The organism is Paenibacillus albidus (genome assembly GCF_014644435.1).
Taxonomy (GTDB): domain Bacteria; phylum Bacillota; class Bacilli; order Paenibacillales; family Paenibacillaceae; genus Paenibacillus_AQ; species Paenibacillus_AQ albidus.
The window spans coordinates 18,518-43,898 of sequence record NZ_BMKR01000004.1; the positions used below are offsets into that span (position 1 = coordinate 18,518).

The 25,381-nt window shown below is 47.3% G+C and carries 23 protein-coding genes; 9 read left to right on the forward strand and 14 right to left on the reverse strand.

The window, feature by feature from the left end; all coding sequences use genetic code 11:
• Positions 1 to 419: 419 nt before the first annotated feature.
• A complete protein-coding gene (locus IEY53_RS05130; protein ID WP_189022672.1) occupies positions 420 to 1,508 on the reverse strand; it encodes a suppressor of fused domain protein in 1,089 nt (362 codons plus the stop codon).
• Positions 1,509 to 1,594: 86 nt separating this feature from the next.
• The gene (locus tag IEY53_RS05135; RefSeq protein ID WP_189022674.1) at positions 1,595 to 2,668 is read right to left on the reverse strand and encodes a YiiG family protein; all 1,074 of its coding nucleotides are present in this window, start codon (positions 2,666 to 2,668) and stop codon (positions 1,595 to 1,597) included.
• A gap of 114 nt (positions 2,669 to 2,782) precedes the next feature.
• On the opposite strand from IEY53_RS05135, the gene IEY53_RS05140 reads away from it, so the two are divergent.
• Complete coding sequence (locus tag IEY53_RS05140; protein ID WP_189022676.1) at positions 2,783 to 3,070, forward strand: antitoxin Xre/MbcA/ParS toxin-binding domain-containing protein; 288 nt, start codon at positions 2,783 to 2,785, stop codon at positions 3,068 to 3,070.
• Positions 3,071 to 3,156: 86 nt separating this feature from the next.
• Here the strand turns inward: IEY53_RS05140 and IEY53_RS05145 are convergent, their stop codons facing one another.
• Positions 3,157 to 3,534 (reverse strand): PilZ domain-containing protein, encoded by a 378-nt coding sequence (locus IEY53_RS05145; RefSeq protein WP_189022678.1) that lies wholly within the window; start codon positions 3,532 to 3,534, stop codon positions 3,157 to 3,159.
• 143 nt (positions 3,535 to 3,677) lie between these two features.
• Between IEY53_RS05145 and IEY53_RS05150 the strand changes: the two genes are divergently transcribed.
• A complete protein-coding gene (locus IEY53_RS05150; RefSeq protein ID WP_189022679.1) occupies positions 3,678 to 4,340 on the forward strand; it encodes a restriction endonuclease in 663 nt (220 codons plus the stop codon).
• A 163-nt stretch (positions 4,341 to 4,503) separates the two neighbouring features.
• On the opposite strand, the gene IEY53_RS05155 is transcribed toward IEY53_RS05150, so the two are convergent.
• The 4 genes from IEY53_RS05155 to IEY53_RS05170 all read right to left on the reverse strand — a co-directional run bounded on the left by IEY53_RS05155 (position 4,504) and on the right by IEY53_RS05170 (position 7,462).
• Positions 4,504 to 4,875: a hypothetical protein gene (locus IEY53_RS05155; RefSeq protein WP_189022681.1), complete on the reverse strand. Its 372-nt coding sequence runs from the start codon at positions 4,873 to 4,875 to the stop codon at positions 4,504 to 4,506.
• A gap of 279 nt (positions 4,876 to 5,154) precedes the next feature.
• Positions 5,155 to 5,673 carry a DinB family protein gene (locus tag IEY53_RS05160; protein ID WP_189022683.1) on the reverse strand — a complete coding sequence of 173 codons (519 nt, stop codon included), beginning with the start codon at positions 5,671 to 5,673 and terminating at the stop codon, positions 5,155 to 5,157.
• A gap of 133 nt (positions 5,674 to 5,806) precedes the next feature.
• Positions 5,807 to 6,412, reverse strand: coding sequence for a GNAT family N-acetyltransferase (locus tag IEY53_RS05165; protein WP_189022685.1), 606 nt, complete (start codon positions 6,410 to 6,412; stop codon positions 5,807 to 5,809).
• 99 nt (positions 6,413 to 6,511) lie between these two features.
• A complete protein-coding gene (locus tag IEY53_RS05170) occupies positions 6,512 to 7,462 on the reverse strand; it encodes an EamA family transporter (protein WP_189022687.1) in 951 nt (316 codons plus the stop codon).
• A 313-nt stretch (positions 7,463 to 7,775) separates the two neighbouring features.
• Here IEY53_RS05170 and IEY53_RS34970 point away from each other — a divergent pair, with 313 nt between their 5' ends.
• From IEY53_RS34970 to IEY53_RS05185, 3 genes are all read left to right on the forward strand, one after another.
• Positions 7,776 to 8,552: a hypothetical protein gene (locus IEY53_RS34970; RefSeq protein WP_229696001.1), complete on the forward strand. Its 777-nt coding sequence runs from the start codon at positions 7,776 to 7,778 to the stop codon at positions 8,550 to 8,552.
• Between the two features lie 20 nt (positions 8,553 to 8,572).
• Entirely contained in the window at positions 8,573 to 10,420 is a 1,848-nt protein-coding gene (locus IEY53_RS05180; protein ID WP_229696002.1) for a helix-turn-helix domain-containing protein, read from the forward strand.
• Between the two features lie 436 nt (positions 10,421 to 10,856).
• Positions 10,857 to 11,624 carry a hypothetical protein gene (locus IEY53_RS05185; protein WP_189022691.1) on the forward strand — a complete coding sequence of 256 codons (768 nt, stop codon included), beginning with the start codon at positions 10,857 to 10,859 and terminating at the stop codon, positions 11,622 to 11,624.
• 133 nt (positions 11,625 to 11,757) lie between these two features.
• Here IEY53_RS05185 and IEY53_RS05190 read toward each other — a convergent pair whose 3' ends face one another.
• From IEY53_RS05190 to IEY53_RS05200, 3 genes are read right to left on the reverse strand one after another with little or no spacing between them, the layout of a single operon-like run.
• The gene (locus IEY53_RS05190) at positions 11,758 to 12,843 is read right to left on the reverse strand and encodes a hypothetical protein (RefSeq protein WP_189022693.1); all 1,086 of its coding nucleotides are present in this window, start codon (positions 12,841 to 12,843) and stop codon (positions 11,758 to 11,760) included.
• A 60-nt stretch (positions 12,844 to 12,903) separates the two neighbouring features.
• Complete coding sequence (locus tag IEY53_RS05195) at positions 12,904 to 14,307, reverse strand: HAMP domain-containing sensor histidine kinase (protein ID WP_189022694.1); 1,404 nt, start codon at positions 14,305 to 14,307, stop codon at positions 12,904 to 12,906.
• Positions 14,308 to 14,309: 2 nt separating this feature from the next.
• Positions 14,310 to 14,969, reverse strand: coding sequence for a response regulator transcription factor (locus tag IEY53_RS05200; protein ID WP_189022697.1), 660 nt, complete (start codon positions 14,967 to 14,969; stop codon positions 14,310 to 14,312).
• Positions 14,970 to 15,175: 206 nt separating this feature from the next.
• Here IEY53_RS05200 and IEY53_RS05205 point away from each other — a divergent pair, with 206 nt between their 5' ends.
• Positions 15,176 to 15,883: a hypothetical protein gene (locus IEY53_RS05205; RefSeq protein WP_189022698.1), complete on the forward strand. Its 708-nt coding sequence runs from the start codon at positions 15,176 to 15,178 to the stop codon at positions 15,881 to 15,883.
• A 109-nt stretch (positions 15,884 to 15,992) separates the two neighbouring features.
• Positions 15,993 to 16,532, forward strand: coding sequence for a CueP family metal-binding protein (locus tag IEY53_RS05210; protein ID WP_189022699.1), 540 nt, complete (start codon positions 15,993 to 15,995; stop codon positions 16,530 to 16,532).
• A 376-nt stretch (positions 16,533 to 16,908) separates the two neighbouring features.
• Here the strand turns inward: IEY53_RS05210 and IEY53_RS05215 are convergent, their stop codons facing one another.
• The 3 genes from IEY53_RS05215 to IEY53_RS05225 form a co-directional block, all read right to left on the reverse strand.
• Positions 16,909 to 18,447: a flavocytochrome c gene (locus IEY53_RS05215; RefSeq protein WP_189022700.1), complete on the reverse strand. Its 1,539-nt coding sequence runs from the start codon at positions 18,445 to 18,447 to the stop codon at positions 16,909 to 16,911.
• A gap of 208 nt (positions 18,448 to 18,655) precedes the next feature.
• Positions 18,656 to 20,719: a methyl-accepting chemotaxis protein gene (locus tag IEY53_RS05220; RefSeq protein WP_189022701.1), complete on the reverse strand. Its 2,064-nt coding sequence runs from the start codon at positions 20,717 to 20,719 to the stop codon at positions 18,656 to 18,658.
• Between the two features lie 300 nt (positions 20,720 to 21,019).
• Positions 21,020 to 21,544: a tubby C-terminal domain-like protein gene (locus IEY53_RS05225; protein WP_189022702.1), complete on the reverse strand. Its 525-nt coding sequence runs from the start codon at positions 21,542 to 21,544 to the stop codon at positions 21,020 to 21,022.
• Positions 21,545 to 21,713: 169 nt separating this feature from the next.
• Here IEY53_RS05225 and IEY53_RS05230 point away from each other — a divergent pair, with 169 nt between their 5' ends.
• Positions 21,714 to 22,286 carry a PadR family transcriptional regulator gene (locus IEY53_RS05230; RefSeq protein WP_189022703.1) on the forward strand — a complete coding sequence of 191 codons (573 nt, stop codon included), beginning with the start codon at positions 21,714 to 21,716 and terminating at the stop codon, positions 22,284 to 22,286.
• Entirely contained in the window at positions 22,270 to 23,256 is a 987-nt protein-coding gene (locus tag IEY53_RS05235; RefSeq protein ID WP_189022705.1) for a BtrH N-terminal domain-containing protein, read from the forward strand. Before IEY53_RS05230 ends, IEY53_RS05235 begins: the two co-directional genes overlap by 17 nt.
• Before the next feature lie 100 nt (positions 23,257 to 23,356).
• Here IEY53_RS05235 and IEY53_RS05240 read toward each other — a convergent pair whose 3' ends face one another.
• Positions 23,357 to 25,357, reverse strand: a complete 2,001-nt coding sequence (locus IEY53_RS05240) for an AraC family transcriptional regulator (protein ID WP_189022707.1) — start codon at positions 25,355 to 25,357, stop codon at positions 23,357 to 23,359.
• Positions 25,358 to 25,381: the final 24 nt, after the last annotated feature.

Consider the following 25,381-nt stretch of genomic DNA (forward strand, 5'->3'; position numbering starts at 1 on the left):
AAAAAGGCTGCACCATAAGCCATAAGATGGCAGATTGGGACAGTCCTTTGTTTTTTGAGTAGGATAGACGCTAGCGGTCGTCACCAGCCTTCGAGCTGTTCTAATGTATAAAGTACCTCAGAATGGTTTAAACGAGGCTCAAACATCCATCATGATGTATTTTGTACATTCAAATAATAGTAATAAGGCACTTTTCGGCGAATGGCTGCGGTTCCTGCTGCACCAAATACACTGAAATCGTAAAACGAGCCCTCCTTTTTCCCATCTTGATGTATAAAGTGCACTCTAGCGATCTCCGCCCTAGGCTTACAGCGTGCCTCCCGGGAGGTAGCTTTTGAATGCGCCATCTATTCCCGCCTTTTAAAGGCTGATGCTTGACTAGCTGTCATGTGGACGCTTGACGTCTGAGCCGAAAAGGGCTACCCGATGGTATGAACGATGTTTCCTTCGCTGTCTTTGATGTTGGTCCTGACAATACGAAAGGAGATGCCGTTTAAGGAAGGGACGGCAAACGTACCGGCTGCCGGGCGAAATCGAGGCGTAAGCTCCGACACGGTCTGCTGATCCAGTCTTAGAATAATTTCGTTCTCGCTTTCAGCAATTTCCGCCCGCTCTCCAGGTTCAAATACAACCCGGATGCCTGAGCTTACAAGGGATAAGTTCCTTCCCTTTGTAATCCGGCCACGCAGGAGTTTGCCTACGATCTCGGCTTGTTTGGCTCCAAGCTGCAGGGTAGGACCGGGTTGTTCCGCCGGACTATCCGAAGCAGGCTCCCAGGCCAGCTGATCGACGAACAGGAACGCAGTGTTGGAGCCTTCTGTCTCACTGCCTTGCTGGACTGCAGTGGAAACTGAAGGAAGCTTAAGCAGACTGTCCCGCGTAAGATCGGTTAAATATAAGGGCAGATGCTCGGACGCGGCAGACAGCACACCAAAGGTATTCCAGACCTGCATGGCCTCCAGCTCATCCAGCGTAATTCCGATCATTTGCAGGAATTCCACCTTCCCATTGGGGGTATCCATTTCCGGCAGCTGCGGGTCGGTGATGAATGCAAGTGCGGTTAATTTGGTGTCGGCACCCAAACAAATCGGACCGTTGGCATCCATATAATCGCCTGAGCGGAAGACGTTGCCGCTGCTGAAGATATATCTGCCCATATTTTGCAGCAAATTGAGCGCCCAAGCAGGGGGCTCTTCCTCAGCGGCAGACTTGGCCAGTCGGAAAGTCAATTCAAAGCCGTAGCCGCTGTAATTGGGATCACTTGTCTCTTTTTCATAAAGCTCGGAGAAGCCGTAGGTTACAAAATGCCAGTGAGGCAAGGGCTCCTTGACCACATAGGCGCTGATTCCATTAAGAGGGTCCGGTCCCCCCAGATTATAAGGAATGACTGTTCCATAATGTTTGGGCACCTGATCGCCATATAAGTTCTCGAGTGCGGCTTCTATAGCGTCCCAGCCGGGAGCTTCCATTTCATCAAAGTCTTCATTCAGGTTCTGATCATCGCTCATGTGTCTGCCTCCCAGCTTCGTTTGGAGCATATTTTACCATCAAATCTATGAGGACTCAAATAGAGAGCGGCCTGAGAGATTTCGGCTTATTGCATTTGGTTGTACCGATCAATGGTCAGGCTTAAGGTTTTGCCGAATTTTTCGGGTGTCCCCTTTTGGGTCTCCCGGAAGAAGGAGCTTTTTAGATAGAACTCTTCTACACGTTGTTTCTTATTGACCCGTTCGATGATTTCAGCAGCAGCAATTTTTACTTCTTTGGCCTGGTCTACAAAACTTTCCAGCGAATAAGCCTCGAAACCTTCCTGAGTCACTCTCGTTTCGTCAGTTGAATAGGTGGTCAATTGTTTGAGATCTTCTGTCAACACGTCGTATTTGGCTTTGAATTTCACCATATCGAGCTCGAGAATATTATCTGCCAGAACTCCCTGGTCGTCCATTTCTGCTGCCAATTTCTCGGCATCCAGCATAAACATCATTACGCTGTATTTCAGCAACTGGTTATTATCCTTGTATTGCTGAAGTTCAACCTTGGTTCGTTCATCGGCCAATTCTCCAAGATATGTAAAGAAGACCTGGGAGGCTTCTTCATAAGCGGCATTGGCTTTTAGAATGCGGGAATGCATTGTTTTGCTCCCGGCAAACCCGTCGTCCACATACCCTTTGATTTCGTAATACTCATGAGCCTCGCCAAGTACCGCCGTCAGCTCTTGCAGTGCCGGTTCCAGGAGTTTAGCTTGAGGGTCAAGCTTCTCGAAGTTTGGTGCTTTATCCATCAAATCGAAGGCGTTGTTTATGGTCTCATCATCATATTTCGTAATCGATAACAGGGTGGCGCTGAAATATTTATCAATGACCGGTGCGCTTTCCACTCCGAATTCTTCAAAATAATCATTCAGCACATCCTGCAAACGTCCGGTCATAAAGTTATTGAGGTCGACGTAGGCATTGTATTTAGCAAGCTCCAGCATTTCGTTTTCTTCGGCTAAGGCCTCCTCGTCAATGACTTCGGGGGATGGGGTGGGCACGGCGGTTGCCGCTGCGGCAGCAGTAACGCTGTTATCTTGTTCGGGCGTTGCAGAATCGGACGTTCGGGTAGAACAGGCGGTAAAGAGGGTACAGATTAACAACCCAACAGCGAACAACTTAACATTTGTCTTCAAAACAGAATCCTCCACTTTTCTCTAATTAAGATGCAGAAATATAATAGCACTTTGGTTAATTATCTCATATAAAGAATATATTCGAAACTACATTTATATATAGGAGGGTGAATGATGAGAGAGATCTACTTGAAAGAATTTAAAGAGGACAGTTGGGAGGAGATGGTGCAGCTCTATCAGGAGCTGTATAACGAGGTAGAACCCGGTTTGAGAACAAGAGTGGAGAGCAGCGGCATTCCCGAAGATATCCTTAGGGTTCTGCTGCCGGACATGGGAGAGTATCTGCTGACCTGGATGGAGGAACAAGTACCTGCGCTTGGCTATGAGAAACCGTCCGATTATTTAAAAACCGCAGAAGGGACCCGGGCGCTGAAGTCGGCCATTCTACGAATGCCCCGATAAGCAGCCGGAGCGTGTATCCAGGCAGAAGAAATGACCCGCATCTATGGAAGCGGGTCAGGAGCAAAAGGACTTCATGCGGGATTTAATTAGCGGACCATAATTTTGCGTTCACCGGCAAGGAGCCGCAATTCTTTTGGCAGGCGGTCACGTTCGGACTCCGGGATCTCTAATTGAACACCATAATGGAATGAACCGGTCTGCTCTTTGTTCCATTTCAAGGTTCCTTCTATGTATAACGGTTCTTCGTGCAGCACCAGTTCCATTCCTACACGGACATGATTATTCTCTACCTGAATATTCAGGGGAATCGACAAGCGGCAGCCCGAACGGCTGATATCATGGAGTACGGCACTGACAGGTTTTGCCGGAACGGCAGCACCATTGATGCTGAGGATATGAAGCTCGAAGGGAACAGGTTCTTTAAAGTCATAACGGAAGGGTTCATTTCTGCGATTGGTCGACATAGGTACCTCCAACTTTTCCCATAATGGTCTTTCCTATTTCTATCGACAGGAAGTGCCTTGAAATGAAGAGTTGACGCCGGGTTTGGTAGGATGGAACACATTTAGTATAATAATAGAATCATTTACGAAAGAGGCAAACCAGAATGAATGAACTTCTCCAAGGTTTTGCTGCCGAACCGCTATTAATCTATATAGCTTCAGCATTACTCCTGATGCTGATTACGGCCTTAAGTATCCGGGGTCTTATCCGCAGACGGGCCAGAATCCGCCGGGCCGAGCTCGACCCGTACCGGATCACCATCCATGATATTGACCAGATGGAAGGTGCAGATTTTGAACGTTATCTGCACCGTTTTTTTGTGGAACTGGGTTATGAGGAAGTGTACAAGACCCAGGAAAGCAAGGATTTCGGGGCGGATCTGGTCTTTACGGACCGCGAAGGGTTCCGCAATGTGCTTCAAGCCAAGCGCTATCAGCCCGGGAGCCGCATAGGCTTAAGTGCAGTGCAGGAGATCTATTCGTCCATGCGCTATTATGAGGCAGACCGGTCGATTGTGCTAGCCTCGGCTGGATATACGGCTTCCTGTGAGACATTGGCGGGAGTTAACGGGGTCAGACTGCTGGACCGGGATGATCTGCTGGCCTTGATTGAGGATTTCCAATCAGGAGAGCATGAAGCGGCCATGGACCGGATTGAGAGCGAGCCGGAGCTGATCGACTCCCCGTGGAGCGCTGGTTCCGGCTCAAGCCCCAAGAAGGCTGTTCTTCAGCATGAACAAGGCTTCCTATCACGCAGACTTAGGTAGATCTGCACGGAAACAAAGATGGAGGAGGGGGAACATGCCGTATATGTCTATGTATGGGCTCTGTCACTTCCAGTTATGATCCACGATCGGCGTCCATTATTATCAACATAAAGATTCCTTTCCCGGACGGATGCCGGGAAAGGAACGCAGAGAGCGAAGGTGATTAGATCAAACGATAACCTGAAGGCAGGTTGCCGCTGCGGCGGATATTGCGGATTTGCGCCAGGGTCAAACGTTCATTGGTAGAGATGAGTGATTCCACATCGTTACCGTTGATATAATCATCCAGATCACGGATGCTGCGATTCCCGCGCAGGACCCGGAAGTTCCCTCTGAACCGGGTACGTGTGAAAAGTACCAGCGTGGCATTGCTGCTCGTAGAAAAAAAACGTAAGCTTTCAAAGCCGTCCAGAATGTTATCGGTGTTGCGGATACCCAAATTTCCGGTATAAACTCTTGATGCACCGCGGAAGTTCTCATCTTCATAGACAGTCAGGCGCGGGTAAGTCTGAGATATTTGTACTTCTTTGCTCATGTTCATTCCTCCTTTTACAATCAATCTATGTCTTTGATACAAGATTGGAATGGAGGAAGGACTATTAAAGCGCCTGTTTTCTCTGTAATAGGGAAACTATGACGAAGAGGGATTCCGGATGGATGTTGTACCGTGGTTTGAGTTATAACCGCGGATCAGGTCAAGTGGAAGGCATTTTGCCTTTGGGTTCGGCCCGTGAATAGCAACAGGAGATGTCCCGGCAGCCCTTTATGGCTTTGGGGACATCTCCTGTTGTCTGGTGTTGCCAAAAAGTCTAAATTACTGGCTCAAGGTATAAAGATAATAGCCGTAGTCCGTAGGTGTTCCCGCATGGCCCAACTGTCTCAGCATGGCTGTGACATTCCCCCGGTGATACGTTCCATGGTTAACCAGATGCTGGATATAATCCACACAACGGGCACTAAAGGTTCCGGATGGATAGACAACTTCAATATTATCGTGTTGATCGATGAATTGGTGGAGTTGTCCGGCGAGCTCCGCCATCCGTTCTCCCAATTCTTCAATACGCTTGTCTCTGGTTTCCTCGACAATCGTGTTAATCGAACACATCAAACGCTCAACATATTCTTCATTCACCTCAGGGACACCCCCCGAGGTGAAGAAGGACATCCAGCCCCGATCAATGACATAGATATGCTGCATGGCAGCGTAAATCGTCGGGAATACACTGACGATTTCCTTCCGGTACACCTCTGCGGATAAATGCTGTAGATGTGTGCACAGGATCTGGTTGGCCCAAGCATGATAATCCAGTTGCTGCAGGACATATTTCTTCAATTGGTTTTCCCCTTTCGAGTGGGGAATCACGCAGTTTAAGGGCGATTATGCGTCAAACCCCTTAAAAATTAGCCCTTGCTTCATAGAATTTCCCATATCGAACGCCTCCCTGATCTTTTCTAGAATCATAATATCATAAATGCTGCTCCTCTTCACTCAGGTTAGCCACTCTGGAGTTTGTAAGATGCTGTACATATTCTTTCTTGGTCAGTCCGAACAGAATGGAGGACATATATTGTCCATTGGTATAGATGTCCTGGCGGCGGATACCTTCTTCCACACATCCGCTCTTTCTCAGCATGGCAGCTGCCGCTTCATTTCCTTCCAGAACAGCAGTATTGAATTTGTTCAGTCGGCGCTCAAAAAACGCATATTTCAGGAGAATATTCAAAGCATTTGTACCATATCCCTGGTCCCGGTGGTCCCGGTCAATGTGCAGGCGGATATGGAATGTGCCATTCCTTTCGTCAATCCGGTTCAAGTGAATTCCCCCGACATTTTCAGCGTTGAGGTTTTCAATGGTAAATGTCAGGTTGCTGGAAGCGAAATCTCCATAGGTTTCTGTAAAAGACTTTGCTTCTGTGATGGTAGGCGGCAGCTTAACCGCATTCTCCAGAAGGCGGCGCGCCGTCGTATCGAATCGGTTAATGTAATGGGCTTCCCAATCTTCAGGATGAACAGCCCGCAGCCTGATGGAGTCATTTTGCCAAAAATAGTGGGTATAATCGATTTCCCGCATAGGAACCTCCTTAGGTTGTGTCCGCTTGTATATTCTTTTACCCAATAAAAAGACCGGAACCCTCCACATCTGGAGAATTCCGGTCTTGCAGGGACAAGCTTAACGCGTGCCTAGTCTGTCAGGGTTGAGTCTTTTTAATTTATACAGCTCCGGAAGAATAACTCCGAGCAGAATTAGAGCAACGCCGAACCACTGCAACTGACTGACATGTTCATGCAGCACGAAGGAAGAGAGCATAACGGCAACCGGCAGCTCGGCTGCGCCGAGAATACCGGCCATGTCTTCTCCAATGTGAGGAACACCAACCGCGAACAGGACCGGTGGAATGAATGCACCGAACAAACCGAGAAGGAATCCGAACAGGAGCAGCGGCCCCCACAACATGCCATTAAACAGGAAATGCGGCGGGAACAGTATAAACAGCAGCACAAGTCCCCCTGTCACCATCCAGGCACTCCGGTAGGCCGGGTGAACCGAAGGTACAGCTTTGCCGCTAAACAGGATGAACAGGGAATAACTGACGGCGGAAAGCAGCCCCAGGATTATTCCGGTTATATTGAATCCGGCAGTGCCTTGCTCCATGATACCCGCGGCCAGGAGTGTACCCCCCAGCAATACGATCAAAGTCAGCAGTACGACTTTGTTGGGACGCTGGCGTCTGCTCACAGCTTGAATGAGGACGCTGATCCAGGTGAACTGGAATAATAATATGATAGCCAGTGAAGCAGGGATATAGCGAAGCGACTGATAATACAATAGACCGGTGACTACGGTTGGTGCTCCAGCCATCATCAGCAGCAAGCGGTTCTTCCAGGTCAGCTTAGGTGAATTAATAACGCCGGCAGCAGTAACGGTTCCCGGCTGGTTTGGAGTGCGCTTGGCTCTAAGCTTGGTATACCCGGCAAGCAGCCAGGAGAGGATGAATCCGGTCAGCAGCTGGCTGCCAACCACTTCGCCGAGCTGGTAGCCTTCTCCGTAGGCCAAAACGACAATAGTAGACAATACACCATAACTCATTGCCCCCACCAGGACAGATAACAAATATTTCATGGTCAACCTCCTATAATTAAGTACAATAAACACAAAAAATCCCAACCACAGCAGCCAGGAGAAATGAGCTTCATCCTTAGCATCGTAGTTAGGAAGTATAGGCTTCCTGTAGAGACCCCCGCCCTAAATGCCTGAGAGTTTTCCTCCGGCTCACGGGGTTATACGAGAACAATATGCAGTTGTTTTTACGACGACTGTTCAAATATTACACGGCAAGGGAGCTGTTGTCAACTGTGTCCCCATCCCTAAATGCAGTTATAATAGAGAGATGAAGCGAACCGGCAAGGGCAGAGACCGGAAGGAGAGGGTGAACATGAACGGAGAGTTGCATCAGCAGCTGTTAATCACAGCTTTAGGCAATGGCTATCTGATCAGCGGGGAGGAGGCCGTCAGCAAAGAAATGGGTTCTATTGATTATATGGAGGTAAGATTTAGAAATGAACATCATACCTGGAACTGGTCTGAATGGCTTAGGCACCTTCGTCAGGAAAGATGCCAGCGGATGATGCTGAACAGCAATTCAACTTCAGCGGCTTGGCATAGCAGTGCCTACATCAACCAAACTGCACCTGCAGGCGTAACTACCCTGGGGAATTCGGGGGAATCCCTTTGGAGCTCAGAATGGAAACTGGATCCATTCCGGTCACAGACGAAATGGAAGGTCACCTACACGGAGCAAAAGGTCCTTGATCCAAATATGAAGGGGGTTCGGGAGTTCATTCCCATTGCTGAATTATCCGAGGTACTGGCAGAGGTGCTGCACCGGACCGGACGGCTGGCAGAGGATATCGAAGAAGTTTTTTGGAAGAAAAACTTCTTCGACCCGGCTCTTGCCATTCTAGAAGGAACAGCAGCGATACCCCAACTCTGCTTCGACTTGCCTTCCGTCTATTCTGACAAAACGCGTCGGTTGTTGAATGCCGTGTATAAAGCCTGGGTATTTGGAGGCATGGGCTCCTGGAATGACAATCCGCCCTATTCTGCACATCTGAAGGACCGGCAACAGGAATATGACGAAGTCTCTGCGGAACTGTACAAAACACTGCAGCAATGTGCACGTGGAGCTGTGAATTCTGTGGTCCTCTTATGAATGTTAGGGATTTAGTCCGAATGTGGAATCAATCACCGGTACAACTGATAGATATCCGTCATCATGTGCTGAAGACCGGGGACTCTTTTCATGCCTATACCTTTCCAGCCAATGGGTTCTTGTTCGTCCATCAAGGGGCAGCGAAAGTAAATCTTGACAGTGCCGAGTACCTTTCAACAGAATTCAATGTCATGCATAACATCAAAGGGGCCGTCCTTCATATTTCGGGTATCAACCAGCCGGTTGACTATTATTTGCTTTTATACAAACCTCTTGTTGGACAATCCCGCCTTTCCCGGGACGTGCAAGCGGATCTGGTTGGTCCGCAGTCCTATGTCTTTCAGGCCCAATATCCGTTATCCCTATTGTCGCTGCTTGTGCAGATGATTGATCTGTGGACGACGGGTGAAGAACTGGACAGGCTGCAGGTGTCGGGGCTGTTCATCCAGTGGGTGCATGAACAATTTCGCCAGCTGAGCCTGGTGGAGGACGAGCATTTGGAGCCGGATCTGGCCCAGAGAATCGCCCAATATATCCACGAGCATTTGCATAGGACTATTTCTATGGAGACCATGGCGGAAATATTTCATTATAGCACACATCATTTGGCCAGAGTCTTCAAGCGCAAATATGGCTACAGCCCAATCGAATATGCGATTCAGACCCGGATTGCCAGAGCAAAGACCTTGCTTAGCGAAAGCGATGTGTCCATTCGGGAGGTCGCCGAAAGCGTGGGGTATAAGGATTTATATTATTTTAGCCGGATCTTTAAGAGGGTGACCGGCGAGACTCCGGCACAATTTAAGCTGCATAGCCCGCGTTCAAAAAGTTCAATTCGTCCTAAAGAGATGCCGGAATCGTTCATTGCTCCCCGTTGTGGACAACGTTATATTGATAACAATGATAATCATTATCAATATGACACCTGGAGCGTGAATGAAGTGAATGTTCGATTGAAGTCTTCTTTTGCTGTAACTTTGCTGTTTAGTTTGTCTTTACTGCTGGCAGCCTGTGGGGGAGCTGGCACGGATGAACCGGCCGTAGAGACAAGAATGTATAAGGATGCTATGGGAAGACAGGTAGAAATACCGGTAAATCCAAGCAGGACAGTCGTTCTTACTTATGGAGGGTATTTGCTCCCGCTGGACCTGAAGCCGGTAGGTGTCAACCAGGAGACGCTTGACCAGTATCCGCAGGATATGGCTGATGTGGAGAGCATCGGCAAAGGGACAGGCAATAAAGAAGCGATCCTGGCGCTGCTGCCGGATCTGATTATTTTACCGGATTATCTGAGTGAGGATATTATCGTATCTTATGAGAAGATTGCCCCAACCGTCGCTGTTGCCTGGGGAGGCGATCCTGATGTTATCGACACTTTAAGAACTGTAGGTGATATTATGAACCGCAAGCAGGAAGCGGAAGCCTGGATTGCTAAGTTTGAAGGGAAGCTGCAGGGAGTTCGGGACCAGGTAAACATTCAGCTTGAACCGGGAACAACGGCGATTTCTTTCGTTCTCTCAAGTGGAGAAGTGCTGCTGGGGGGCGAAGGCGGGACGCTCGGCAAACTGATCTATCAGGATTTCGGTTTCAAGATGCCTGAGGAATTCAAAGCTTTTGCGGACGGGGGAACCGTCTTGTCGATGGAGAAGCTGGTTGACCAGCCGGCGGATTACTTCTTTACACAAATGGACGAAGATGAATTCAAGCAGATGACGGAGCTGTTCAAGGAACCTGTGTATCAGACCATCCCTGCTGTGAAAAACAACCGGATCATTAACGTATCCCGGGAAAAGTGGAACTACGGTCCTTATACCGTGGAGCAAGGTGTGGATGCCTTAATCCAGCAGGTATCACAGCTGCAGCAATAAACGGTACAGATTTAATTAATCCCAATCCATATAGAATTCAGCTTTCAGCTGTCCAGGTTTGCATTCCGGGCAGTTCAATTGAACTGGAACCTTGTGTTCTATGAATGAGCGTTTCATGGTTTCGTCGCATCTATTACAAGTATAGGAGATAGTGCGACGATTCCGACCTCATCTCCATATATAGTGCAGTTCTTAGTGCGCTGCAGGCAGGACATACAAATAACGTATCGGCGGCATCACATGTCAGCCGGAAGGCTTCTCCCATTCTACTCACCTCTTTTGAGTTCTAATTTCATCCTACCATAATCTCTTTTAAGCAGCCCGTTTTTGCATTCTTAAGGTTAATTTATGATTCGTGTAATTTTATTGTAAGCTCGCAATGGTATAATTATCCAATGCAGTTCATTTTACAATAAAAAAGCAAGGAGGTTATAGGGTGAATATTTCGCTAATGCCACGACAGTGGTCCCCTCAAACATCCGGTTCACTAACTCAATTACAATCGGAGTCACGCAGTCAAGGCAAAAAAGGGATGCAGGATAATGAACTTCAGAAGCTGCAAGAGCATCAGCTGAAATTAAAAGAACATCGCTCCAATTATTTAACGCAAGCCATGGAGAAGAACACCAGTCCAGAGGTTATAAAAGCTGAGCTGGAGCAGATTGATATGCAAATTCAGGACATTGAGAAAACCATTCAGAAACAGCTGATGGAGGATAAGCAAAAATCGCTGGGAATGGATGAAGAGCGCAAACAGGATGTCCAGAAAGGCATTGCTGAAAAAAAAGAAAGGTATGAGAAGGAAGCAAATCCGGTACATCCGGGTGTAGCTTCTACGTACACTATGAATGCTGTTCTTTCAGGGAATATTCAAATAAAGCAGTCGAGCAGTATTAAGCTGGCGCAATTGACGCTGCAAAGTGAAGCGAAGAGCTGGGAACATAGCGATATGGAGAAATCCATGAAGCTTAAAGCGAAAGCAGAGGGTCTGAATGACAAGCTTATGGGCACTGCAACAGAAATTAATGAACATCTGCTGGCTGGTTTAGAAAAGGATGTGAAGGCTGAGGGGAGCAAAACAAACATCCCGCCGTCATCTCAAGGCACGATTCATGAAGACAAGCAGCAGGAGCTTCAAGCTTATGAAGCTGTGAAAAAGGGAAACAAAGAAACGACCGGCGTGTTGCTGGATATTATCGCATAAACAATACATAGCTTCGCCTAAAAACAAATATTTGAGTGTGTTATCCTATGTTTAACAAGGAGGTGGGGAGTGATTAGCTCCCCGCCTATCAAACCTATGTACCGTCCGGTATACGGCAGTTCATAAATTAGTGTTACTTGGCCACGTTAGCAGGCTCATAAATAAGGCAGCGCAGGCTTTGATCCGGATAGCGCATTTCCGCATTATAACTGCTGCCGTCTTCCAGCAGTAGTTTCACCGCTACCATTCCACGTTTGTTATTGGTTACAGTGTCTGTCAGGAAGGCTTTAGTGATCTTCCGGGTTTCCCCCTGTTTGTCTGTTACTATTTTGGTAGCCGCATGAATCCAACTGGCATCCTTTTGAATGAGGCTGGCGGCGGATGTGCTGATTGGGGTTCTTTTTAATGAGAAATTACTGGCGGTTGTATCGACTACGATGCCCGTTGGCCCATCAATGATCACATTATATTGCCAGAACTCCTTGCCTTGGCCACTTAAGGTCAGGGATTTGTAAGGGCTGAATTGAATAGCCCAGGTCCTGCGCTTATCAAGCCCGGCTTCGTCGTAGATCACTTTTGTTTCCAGTTTGGCTACATCAACATCGAAAAGTTTGCCCACACTTGAAGCGGCCAGGACAACGGCCTCTTTCTGACTTAATTCTTCAGGCCCCGGCACGGCTTTTACATGCCGCTTGGACATGACATAGTTCACCCGATAGGACCAATCAATGAACTGTAAGAGTTCCTCGTCGGTCAGCGGACGATCAGGATAAGTGAATGTATTCATTTTCAGGTCATAATAAAAATCTGACTGTCCGGGTTGCATAGGAAAGGAGCCCTTGGGACGAACGCCGTCATAGACATATTGGTCCTCCAGTATCTGTCTCCGCTTAATTTCCGCATCTGTCATTTCCCGGCCAGTGAGACGGGGATCACTATTAACTTGCCTGTCCGCAAAATCATAAACCTGCTGCAGTTCCTCTTCTGTCATCAGCTCCAAATCACTGTTTACAGTGGACACCGGCGCAGGTGCTTCTACTTTCAATACGGGCGCTTTGCTGCCAGACGAGGCCAAGCGGGCCATATCTTGCAGTACAGGTTTATTTTGCGCGGCAACGGGCGTGTTCACAATTCTCGGGACAGCCATTGCGCTGACCGTAAGTACACTTCCAGAGAACAGGAGTACAGCAAGTGAAGCAGTGAATTTCTTGTTGCTCATGTAAATAACCTCCATCAGGATTGGATGATGTTGAATCTTCCTAACCTTAATCCCAAGATGTTATAGAATAAGAGGACAGTTGTTATGAAGTTGTAAAAAGAGACGGATGCTGGTTCCCTCACCGGGAACAGAGTCAAGGGAGAGTCTCGCCTTATGTGCCTCGGCAATTTGCCGGCAAAAGGACAAGCCCAGACCTGCACCGCCGTGTTCACTTGAACGGGCTTCGTCGCCCCGGTAAAATGGCTCAAAGACACGTTTGGCCTGCTCAGCAGTCATTCCGGCTCCGGTATCGCGGATTTCCAGCACGGCATCTCCATTCTGTTCATAGGCCAGCAGCTGGATTGTGCTGCCTGGCTTAGAGGCGTGAATGGCATTTTCGATGAGGTTGACCAAATACGAAGCCAGCAAATCAGCGTCTCCCCAGACCTGAGGAATCGTGTGGTGGAGGTGCAGCTTTATGCCTGCATCGGCCAGCTTGGGTTGTTCTGATTGCTCGACTGCCTGAAAAAGCTCCGTAAGCTCCACCTTCCGGAGAGTGAGTGCCTGGTGCCGGAGCACCGACAAGTCCAGCAGCTTGAAGGCCAGATTCTTCAGGCGCAGGGTTTCACTAAGAATATAACGGCCGGCAGTCTGCTGTTCTTCCTCGCCAATATTGGCGGTAGTCAGAAATTCGGCGAACCCCTGCATGCTGGTTAAGGGTGTCCGCAGCTCGTGGGCCAGATTATCCACCATCCGCTGCTTATCTTCGGCCATCTCGGAGAGCGCGGTGACCCTGTGCTCCACGGCCTCCGCCATCCGGTTGAAGTTCAGGGCGAGCTCGCCGAATTCATCTTTGCTGCGCAGCTGTACCCGCTTCGAGTAGTCGCCTTCGGCAATTGTTTTGCTGGTCTCTGACAGCAGCTTCAGCGGTTTGGTCAGCTGCCGGATCAGCAGATACAGCAGCAGCAAAAGAACCGGTCCGACAATCCAGTTAATCATAACAAAAAAGCGGCTCAGCTCCTGCTGCTTGGCGAACAGCCCGCTGATATCACGCTGGTAGACCAACTGCAGATGCTGGTAGGGAGCGGGGAGCGGGCTGGAAAGCTGAATAGACTGTTCGTCCAGCAGCTCAGCCGGGTCGCGGGTTCCAGAATCGGGCGAGGCGGGGGTCCCTGCCCGGGAAGGGTAAACCCGTTGTCCGTTGTCCCATAGCTGCAGGTGGATTCCCTGCTTGCGGTAATATTCGCTGTAGGACTGGGCAACACTGGCCAACAAAATAGGAGTGATTCGGGTGCCACGTGTCTGGATGGAATTGAGGTTTTCATAAATATTATTTGCGATGAGCAGCTGCTCGCTGGCGGCTCTTTGCGTTTCGCTGTCCATGTTCAACTGCCAGCTTTTTTTCATCACCATAATCACACTTACATCCAGGGCGGCTATGAAGAGGGCGAGTACCGCCAGCAGAATTTTATGCCAGAATCTCATAATCAGACCTGAACTTCCAGGCGGTAGCCCAGCTTAAAAACGGTTTTGATCCGGTCTTCCCAGCCCAGTTTTTTACGCAGCTGCCGGATATGGACATCAACAGTACGGCTTTCGCCTGCAAAATCATACCCCCAGGCCAGTTCCAATAGCTTTTCGCGCGACAAGGCAATATTCCGGTTACGGATTAATACTTCCAGCAGCTCGAATTCCCTTACGGTTAAGTCTACCGGTGTTTGATCCACAAGCACCTGCCGTTCCAGGTAACGCACTTCAACGGTATCGCAAATGAAGCTCGAGGTGCTTTTTTCACTCCTGCGCAGGACCACATTGATTCTTGCCAAGAGTTCAAGGATCTCAAAGGGTTTCATGATATAATCATCCGCGCCCAGCTCGAAACCTTTGATGCGGTCGGCCAAGGAATTTTTGGCTGTAATCAGAATCACCGGAATCTGCAGAGGGGCAATCCGCTGCATGACCTCAAAACCGTTCAGCTCCGGAAGCATCACATCCAGCAGAATCAAATCGGGTTTCTCGTGTTCCAGCATGTCAAAAACATCAGGTCCGCGGTAAGCTTTGCTATACGTATGGCCAACCAGCTTGAGATTCATTGTAATTAAATCACTGATTGGACGTTCATCTTCAACTACCAATATATTTGCCATGCGCTAATTCTCCTCCTGAAATCTCACAGACATCATCTTCACTTCCGTAATACACTATATACAACAACAGGAAGGATTGTCCAGATGTAAGACATGCCTAACAGGCCAGGAAGGTTTCAAAATTACGATGCAGCTTTAATAGGTATGGGAGGATAATATACCCAGAGAATCATTGATACATAGCTAGAAGGAGTGTATACATAAGCATGAAGTTGAAGACTACGTCGCTGACAATCAGATTTATACTGCTGGCCATATTTGTTTTTGTGGTTGTAGTGATTTTTTTGTTCGTCCGGCCTTTTTTTACGGCACTTATCAGTGAAGAGGAGGCGGCTGAAGCTGCGAAGAATTATGCACAGGCAGAATATGGCGAGGAAGTGATCATTGATGAAGTGTTTTTACACGGCGGCTATTTGTCGTATTTGGTGGATGGACACTTTCAAGATGCGGATCAAACGTCATTCAGATTGCTAGTAGATGATGATAATGGGGAAGTCAAAGATTTTGAATTCTCCAAAAGTTATGCCAATATGAAACTGCGCAAGCAGATGGCGGAGTTTCGCGGCGAGCTTGAAGCTGTGGGTTACCTGACACCCAAACGTATGGTATCGGTGTATAAAGATACATATGTGTCTGCTTACAGTTGTGCTGATACCAGAACCTGCCGTATCCAGGAAATTCAGGTGGCGCTGCCTGTAGTCAACAGCCAGACCGAAGAGCAAGCCTTTACCTTTTTATATGAATGGCAAAAGAAATTCCCCGAGCGGATCGACAGTATTTTTGTCGGGAACGTGGAAGGGGAGGGCGTATCCAAATGCCTGCGGCCGGAGAGCAGCTACGAAGACCGCTCTACACAGTACAGCTATGAAGAATTTATGCAGCAAGGGGAATGTGTCAATACAGGGGATAAATAAGGCAGGAGTCCATAACTATGAAAATACGGTGTCTAATGGAGCTCAACTTGTCCTCTAGAGCCCAAACTAGATTATAATAATAAAAACTAGCTAAGGGGATGGGAGTTAGATGAGATGGAAAGTCGTGACGTTGTCCGGGGTGGTAGCTATCCTGTGTGCTGCGGCCCTATTTGTAGGCAATACTGGCAACAAAGAGTCCGCTAAGCAGGAGGCGGGAACAATTAAGCAAATGGTACAGGATTTCAGTACGCGCAAGGCCACAGCGGCCTCGGCTTCGATCACTTCCACGCAATTGATCGTGACCGGTGAGGATTCCAAGGAAGCGGCTTATGACTTGCCGGAGGATGAGTTTTTTCTGTCAATCGCACCATACGAAGAGAGTACACATCCTTGTGCGATCCATAGTCTGACTGGCTGTCAAGGGGAAATGACGGACAAAGAGTTTATCGTAACGATCAACGACGCAGACGGGAAAGTAGTTTTGGACAAGGCTGCAATGAAATCGCAGTCCAACGGATTTATTGATCTGTGGCTGCCGCGCGACCAGACATACCGCATTACAGTAGAGCATGAAGGGAAGACAGCGGAATCCGAAATCTCCACATATAAGCAGGACAACACTTGCCTTACGACGATGCAATTAGGTTGATCACCAGAATGAGGGGCTCCCGTTATTTGTAGTTTCCGGAGGTACTGCTCGTATTTAAATAGCCGGGGAAGCGCTGAGTATAGGCCATTGGCAAGAAAAGTTGGTCCATAGTATATTGAATGTATAAAAGAAACCCTCCTTTAAAATGGATGCCGACACTTCCATTTTACCAAAGAAGGGTTTCTTTTTTTGTGATCATAAAGAAGATGGGGTCGTTCTTACACTTAAACAGCGGAGCGTCCACTTAAGCGCACATGTTTTAAGCACACACGTTGATCCAACTAATAAACAGAGGCTGCCCCAAGCAGCCATTTCATGGCTTTTGGGACACCCCCGTTTGTGGTTTACTCCATTGAGTAACGGCACAGCCGCTAGCTTATTGTGCTTTTACGAATTCAGCGGATTTAATACCGGCTTGGCGGCCAAAAATAATGATTTCAGCAACAGAGTTGCCGCCAATCCGGTTCTGGCCATGTAATCCGCCTGTAACTTCGCCTGCTGCAAAGAGGCCAGGAATAGCTTTGCCGTCTTTATTTAATACTTCAGTGTTCGTATTGATCTTCACACCACCCATGGTGTAGTGGATCCCGGGACCGATTTTGATGGCATAGTAGGGCGCTGTGGACAAGTCGTTGTCCATCCCTGTTGTCCGGCCGAATTCAGCATCCTTTTTGTTCTTCACTGCGCTGTTCCATGTATCCAGAGTGGATTGCAGCTTATCCGCCGGAACACTCATTTCCTTAGCTAAAGCTTCGATGGAATCCGCCTGAATGACGAAGCCCATTTTTTCATACTGCTGGATGGCTTTAACACGGGATTTAACGCCGGAGTCAAAGACAAGGTAAGCTGATTTCTCTGCAAGCGTGTTGATTGCTGCGGTAACTTTATCACGGGTATTCAGTTCATTCGTGAACCGGGTGCCTGCACTGGAAACAAGGAGGGACCCTTCTCCACGCACGGCTTCCCCAATAAGATAAGATTTTTCCTGTTGTACTGTCGGGTGAACTTGAATTTGATCCATATCGACGGTTGTCCCGCCAAGCTTCTCAATCATCTTGATGCCGTCCCCGGTGCTGCCGATCTGGTTCGTGGTCACGTATCCTTCCAGGTCCGGTCTAACCTCGGAGATCATGTCCATATTGGACCCGAAACCGCCGGTTGTCACAACGACAGCAGAGGCAGCAATGGTTTTCTCATCTGTTTGGTTGAATAGGACTTTGACGCCGTTTGCTTTGCCGTCTTGTTGTGTAATTTCCTTAACATCAGCGTTCACAAAAAGCGGGATTCCTTGCTCTTGTACGTTCTTCACCAAACCTTTAACAAGGTATTGTCCAACTGCCGAGCCATCTTCAGGACGGTGTGTGCGCTTTTCGTTCATGCCGCCTGTAATTGTGAGGTTGTTCAGCCTAATCCCGATAGAATCCAGCCAATCAATAGCGCCCGCGGAATTGTCTACGAAGAAACGAAGCATCTCTTTGTCATTTGTATCATGACCGCCTTTTAAGGTCTCTTCATAAAATAAATCATTGCTGTCAGCAATGCCTTGCTCTTTTTGGAATTTTGTTTCGGAAGCGTTCATTCCTGATGAGGATTTGGTTGTATTCCCGCCGGCAACCGGCATTTTTTCCAGAATAACCGGGTTCATACCTTTTTCTTTAGCCTCAAGCGCAGCAGACATACCTGCACCACCTGCACCGACAATGATAATATCATATTCCTCTTTTAATTGATCGAGCGGAGTGTAGCTTGCTTCAGAGGCTCCTGAAACGGCTTCAGTTGTTACTTTCTTTTCACTCTCTGCGCTCTTGTTCCCGCTGTTTCCAGTGTCCGTACTCTTGTTGCCGTTGCCGCATCCTGCGATAGCGAGGATGAGAGAGAGAACGAGAATAAGAGCAACTGCTGTTTTTTTCTTCATTTTAAACCCTGCCCCCTTGTGCATAATTTCACAATTATCATAGCGGCAAAGCTGCTGCTTTTGGAAGCTTACGTAATTAAATAAAACGTTTTGTAACTAAAGTAAGTGAATATCTAACGTACTTCGGGGCCTGCAAGCCCCCATCTCAACTTAAGTGGAGAGAGGGCTTGTACTAGATCCCGCTGGAAAATGGTCTTACCGCTATTTTTTAGACAACCGTAAATTGACTTAATTCGTCTTGAAGCTTCTGGGACATTTGGCTTAATTGTTTCGAGAGTACAGCAACCTGTTCGATGCTATCCAGTTGTTCCTGCGTGTTGGCGCTAACCTCTTCAGTCGATGCAGAGTTCTCCTCAGTGGTGGAAGAGATGATCTCCAGCGCCTGTAAAATTTCATCCTTATGCCTGTGGACAATGGAAGTGTTGTTGCTGATCTGGATCATCCGTAATTTCAATTCCTCCAAATCCTTGTTCAGGCTAAAAAATACTTGCTTGGTATTCTCCACGGCTCTGGCATTTTCCTCGGCAATTTTTAAGCCTTTGGCGGTATGCTCAACCGATATACTGGTTTTTTCTTCAATCGCACGGACCTTTTTGTAGATTTCCTGTGTCGCGAGTTCAGTCTGGTTAGCCAGCTTGCGTACCTCTCCGGCAACAACGGCAAATCCTCTGCCATGTTCTCCTGCACGTGCAGCTTCAATGGAAGCATTAAGCGCCAGCAGGTTGGTCTGATTGGCAATTTGATTCACCGTGTCTACGATGCTCGAAATTTCATGACGGCTCAGATCAATATCTTCAATAATAGATGAAACTGCCTGTGTCGAATTGTGATTTTCTTCCGCCGATTTGGATAACTCTTCAACTACCGCAAGACCCGAGCCGCTTTGGTTGGCAGAGGTTTGCACCATAGCTTCTACGGCCTTTGCATCACTCGCGATTTCGTCGATTTGGCCCGACAATGCTCCGGTTTTGTGTAGAATATTCTCCGATTCAGCGGACTGGTAATTGGTCGCATTGGCAATCTCATTGATGGCTGTAGCCGTCTCGTTCATCGTTACCGCGGTCCTGGAAGAAATGGATTGCAAATTGTGAGAAGACTGGGTTAGGATCTGAGCGGTGTTTCCGACCACCTGGATCATCCCTTGAATCTTTTGGACCATCGTATGAATCCCTTGAGCAATTTGCCCGATTTCGTTGCTGGAATCTGCATCAAATTGCACGGTTAAATCCCCGTCTTCAATCCGTTTGATTTTTGTGAGCAGCTTTGGTATCGATCTTAACAGGTAACGCAGCGTCATATAGCAAATTAGGACCAACAGGATGGTTGCCGCGGCAAAACCGCCAAGCGTAATCCAGGTAAAAGCTTTTAAATCGCTAAGCGCCTCTTGCTCTGAAATGGTCAAGCCGACGGACCAACCCGTATCCGTACTGGTTGCATACCCGATATAACGACGTTCTCCATTATCATTAATTAACTCTACTCCGGATTCGCCGCCAATCATTTTCTTTCCGATCTCCCCAAGATCTCCCGGGTTTTCCGTGATTTTTTCTTTCAATACTTTGTCCTCGTTGGGGTGATATAGGATATCACCTGTTTTGGTGGCAAGAATCGAATACCCGGTACTTCCGAGCGAATAGCTTTGCATAATGGCCGGGATATCTTTGAAAGCAATATCCACTGCAACAAATCCGATCAATTGATTGCTGTCATTTTTGACTGGATAGAAAATTCCCATGAGCAGATTACCCGAATTGATGTCTACATAGGGTTCAGAGTAGTATAAACCGTCTGCTTCGACAGCCGGATTGAAGTAAGGACGGGCCTTGATATCGAAATCAGGTTTGGAAGAAACACCATCATTCTGGAGGAAGTAACCTTTGCCGGATATTCCGGCAACCCAGGCGTCGGCAAAAGAGGGCTCTGCCTTTACAATAGCTGCCAAAGTTGCTACTGTTTCCGCAGCGTGAGGAGAAGTTTTCACCATTTCTGCGGATGGGGTAGTTTCTAAATATTGCTGAAATAATTTGTTCGTTGACATTTGTTTGACAAGCGAACCCTTTTCCTTAAACAATGCATCAAATTGGCTGACGATGCCCTGTGTCTTGGTTAGAAGCATGGACTCTTGCTGAGTTACCAGAATGCTTCGCGTGCTTGCAAACATGAATGTCCCCAGGATTGAAAAGACGACAACAATAATGGCCAACAAAACAATCGACAATGTATTCGCGATGCTGGATGATCTAAATATCCGCTTTTTTAAAATTTGCGACATGTTATCATCTCCCCTGATGTTAACTTGAGCGAATAGCTCTTAGATAATATGTCGGAATTGTGAAGTTATTGTATTAGTATAAACAAGTCTAAATTTTGGTACGCAAATTCTAAATACGGACGGCAGGGTACTATTGTTCACCGCAGCCAGTCTGGAATAGATAGAGAGTAGCCAGATACATATAAAAGCAGGTGCTCCGCAGCTTTAGGGCCGGGGCACCTGCTTTTTGTTTAAGGTCATCCGTTAAAAATAGTTGAGCGACTGCCTCCAGGAACCCTCACATTAGTTACGAGACTTGTATCAATTGCCAATATAGAAGATGCATTGGAACAAAGCTACGAAAAATTCAGGCTCTTGGATCGGGGAAGCGGCTTCGATTTCCAATCTTGTCTTAAACCATTCCGTCGGCTTCATCTTCCACCTAGCCAACACATCCTCTCCCTGCAAGAACTTCGCCCAATCCAACATATCTTTTTTTAACATGTATTCTTGATTTTGATAGGTGATCTTAAATTCCGGGGCGAGCGTTTGCCATGTCGTATAAGTAACACGGAAGAAGTCTTGTGTATTACAGCGTTGGACGATATACTCTGGTCTCCCGAGCCATGGCGCCGTTTTCTTGCATTGAAACACCAGATGCCCATCCGTTGAATATACATTGACCTGTGCGGACCAATCAATATCGAACATATAATTGCACACTTTTACTACGGAGTTCGGATAAACTCTCTGGAACGTACACGCCACATTTCCTTCCTCGTCCGTTACCTCAATACGTTTGGTCGAAGGTTTCAGCTTGGGCGGGTTGTAGGAATAGCTCTTCAATGACGTCTTTCCCTCCTATTGTAAAATTTGACATGCTCCCGCTGCTACCATCCTATCATCAATTGTTTAAATATTGAACTATCCTGCCGTTACCCGCAAAAATTTAACCTTGAATATATAGTCCACTACTGTTATATTACACGTATGGAATATATAAAGGAGATAAACAATGAATCGTCTTTCCAATGTGGAATTTATGTTGCTGCAAATTATTGCGGAATCCAAACTGGCATCGGGGTACCAAATTAATAAGTTGGTAGAGCTAAGAGGCTACAGAGAATGGGCGAATATAAGTACTACTTCTATTTACGCCGGATTGCAGAAACTGAAAGAGAAAGGACTGATCCAAACCGAAGATTCCGGTCATAAGTCCGGCAAAGGACCTTTGCCGTCTACATATGTCATGATGGAAGCCGGTATAGAAGCTTTAAGGAATGAAATCCTCATAAGCTTAACTTCTACACGGGAGCGGGATAACCGTTTTGACCTCGGACTAGCAGCTCTCCCTTTTATAGGGAACAATGAAGCCGTGGAAGCTTTGCAGAAACGGCAGAACTTTCTTGAGGACACATTGAGGAACATAGGGCAGAAATTTGAATCGCAAGGCGGCAATTCATTGCCGCTGCACGTTAGGGCTCTTTTTCTTCACCCGATGAGTCTCATTGAGCATGAACAGTCATTTGTCGCCAATCTGATCAGCGAATTAACAGAGGAACTGGAGGGACATGCACATGATGATTAAAGATTTTACACCTTATATGGGAGAACACTGCGAGACGACAGCGATGGGCAATCTCCTTCAACATGAAGGTATTCGATTATCGGAGCCGATGTTATTCGGTATTGGTCAAGGCTTGGGGTTCATTTATTGGGATTCGAAGGGAATGGACTTTCCTTTTATTGGGGGGAGGGTGAAGCCGGATGAACTGTCCGCTGCCATAGCATCCCAGCTTAATTTGAACATCAGAGTGCAAGAAACCTCGTCTGTGACAAAAGCATGGCAGAATGTGCAAAGCGTCATTGAGCGGGGAATTCCTGTGGGCCTTAAATTAGATTCGTATTATTTAGATTACTTTACGAACAAAATACACTTTGCAGCCCACTATGCTGTGATATATGGCATGGATGACGAATATGCCTATATGGCAGACACAAGCCAACAAGGCGGACTTGTGACAACACGATTGTCGAATTTAACCCTGGCAAGAAACGCGAAAGGGTCCATGAGTTCCAGAAATCGCTCTTTTACAATCGAGCAAACAGGCGCTCTCCCGGCACTTGCACCCGTCATACGATCATCCCTTATCAACAATGCTCAGGACTACTTGAATCCGCCCATCCGCAATTTAGGGAATAAAGGAATCAAAAAAATGAGTGGTGAAATCCTGAATTGGCCTTCAAGAAGCAAGGATCTAGAGAAAGATCTGTGTTTGACTGCTTTACTGATGGAAAAAGCGGGGACTGGCGGTTCCTTATTTCGAAACCTGTATAGAGATTTTCTAAAAGAATGCGTGGATTTGTTCGGTAATTCTAAATTAGAGCGGGCCTACTTTTTGTTTACGGAAATCGCGCCGATGTGGGCAAATGTTTCAGCGCTGATTGATAATGCGGGAAGAACCGGAAATCAAGAGGAGCTAAGACTTACATCTGAGCTTATAGCCGACATTGCGGAGAGGGAACGAGTAGCTATGGAGTTAATATTAACTTTATGAGGGGGATTGTATTGAACTGTATATGCCAGCCTGCCAACTATCGGGAGACTGGCATATGATATCTTATCTTCATTATCGTTTAGAGAGCCGCATATTCCCCTTACTTGCCTGTACCCAGAAAACTCTCCACAATAAACTTCAACTGTGCTTCCAAAGAAATCGGGTCATTATAGTAGGAGCCTTTCTCATCAATAAAAAAGACCTGGTTATTTTTCAGCGCCGGGAGTGACTTCCATACCTTGCTTCCATATACGACATTCGCATCTCCATCATCCCATCCCCAGTTGCTTGTGAAGATGTAGTCTCCGGCATATTCAGGCAGCAATTCAATCGATAAATCTCCGCCGAATTCCTCACCGTCGATCAGAGTCTTCTGGATAATGTCCGGGGCCTTTAACTCAAGGTCTCCGTAGAGGATCTCACCGCCTCTTCCACCTTTGTCACCCCAGGCATAGATGCCTTTTGCATAGGGTTGAAGGATCGACACCGTTTGATCGCTGACAACCTTGGTGATTTCTGGCTTAACCTCAGCAATTTTGGCATTCCACTCTTCAATCCACTGCTGCGCCGCAGCTTCCTTTCCGGTGATTTTTCCGAATTCCAATAACAAATCCTGTGGAGTACCTGAACCATACTTAAGCCTTACCACCGGAGCGATTTGCGCCAGTTGTTCATACTGAGACTCTTCGATGTAGTCAAAAGTGATGATCAGATCCGGGTCCAGTTCCAGGATGGCTTCAGCATTCGGCTCTGCGCCAATATTGATGATATGATCAAGGCGCCCTTCATGGAATGGATTTTTTAATGAGCCATCGGCTGCAGCAATCGGTTTGACATCCAGCACGAGCAAATTACCAATCGCACTTCCTGTCAGATCAATAATCCGCTCTGGATTCTTCGGGATCGTAACTTCTCCTTTACTGTCCATATAGGTTTTGGTTGCTGCAGCAGCATTTCCTGTGTTAGAACTCTCTTTGGCGGTGCCTGCTTCCTGATTGGTTGCACTCACTGGCAGAGAATTATTAGTCCCTGTGCCGTTGTTGTTTGCAGTATTCGAGACAGTAGAGCAAGCACTAATCAACAATGTAAAACATAACAATAATGCCGCAGTGGCAATAGACGCCGGTTTTGTTCCTCTTTTCACTGGTAATCCCCCTAGTTTGCGTAAATGATAATAATTCTCATTGCTTATGATACTATAGCACCGGGAATTATCCGCTGCAAGGGCAGATTTCGGATGAAAATCAGGCGATTTTGGTACAGGTCCGTCTCCCCGGAATTGCAATTTGAATTGTGCCGGAGGCAGACCGTAATGTTTTTTAAAATTCCGGCTGAAGGTATGCGCATCAGGATAACCAACCCGCTCAGCCAGCTCCTGTAGCGGGAAATTTCTGTTTAGTAAATAGTTCGCGGCAACCTCCATACGAATTCCCGTTAATACACGAATCGGACTTCCATTCATCCGGCTCTTGAACAGCTTGCTTAAATAACTGACACTGCAGTCAAACAGCTCGGCTAAGGTATCCAGTGTGATCGGCTCCATATAGTGGTCCTGCATATAACGAAGCGCCTGAACCAGCAAATCCGGCTTGACGGGTTCAATCCCTTGACGCTGCATCTGCCCTAATAACTCATGAATGAATTGGTAAAACAATGTCCTCGCGTGCAAAGAATGCAGCGGGTCGAACGTCATCCAGTCTTCATACATTTGTTCAAGCTTGTTCAGGAGTGGCACAGGGTAAGGTGGATCAAAGCTATATTGGTACTTAAACGGATCCTCCCGTTCGAGCTGCTGCTGCAGCTTTTTGGATGAGGGAAGCATAAGAACTGCCTTATACAAAACAAGCCAATATTCAAATGATTCCTCCGCCAAAATCTGGAGAGCAGCCCCGCGGCCGCCATGTAAAATCTGATTCTGTCTCAATGTAACCTGCAAATCGTCCATTTTCACACGGGCATGTCCTTGATATGCATATACAAAAGCGCTGGCCGGCAGTTGGTAGAGCGGAAGCTCTGTTCCTGCCTCCAGTCTACCACTGCGGATATCCAGCACTTTAACCGACGCATGGTTCCATAGCTTAATATGATCGTTCAGTTTCATCTCAGCTCTCCGTTTATCTATAAT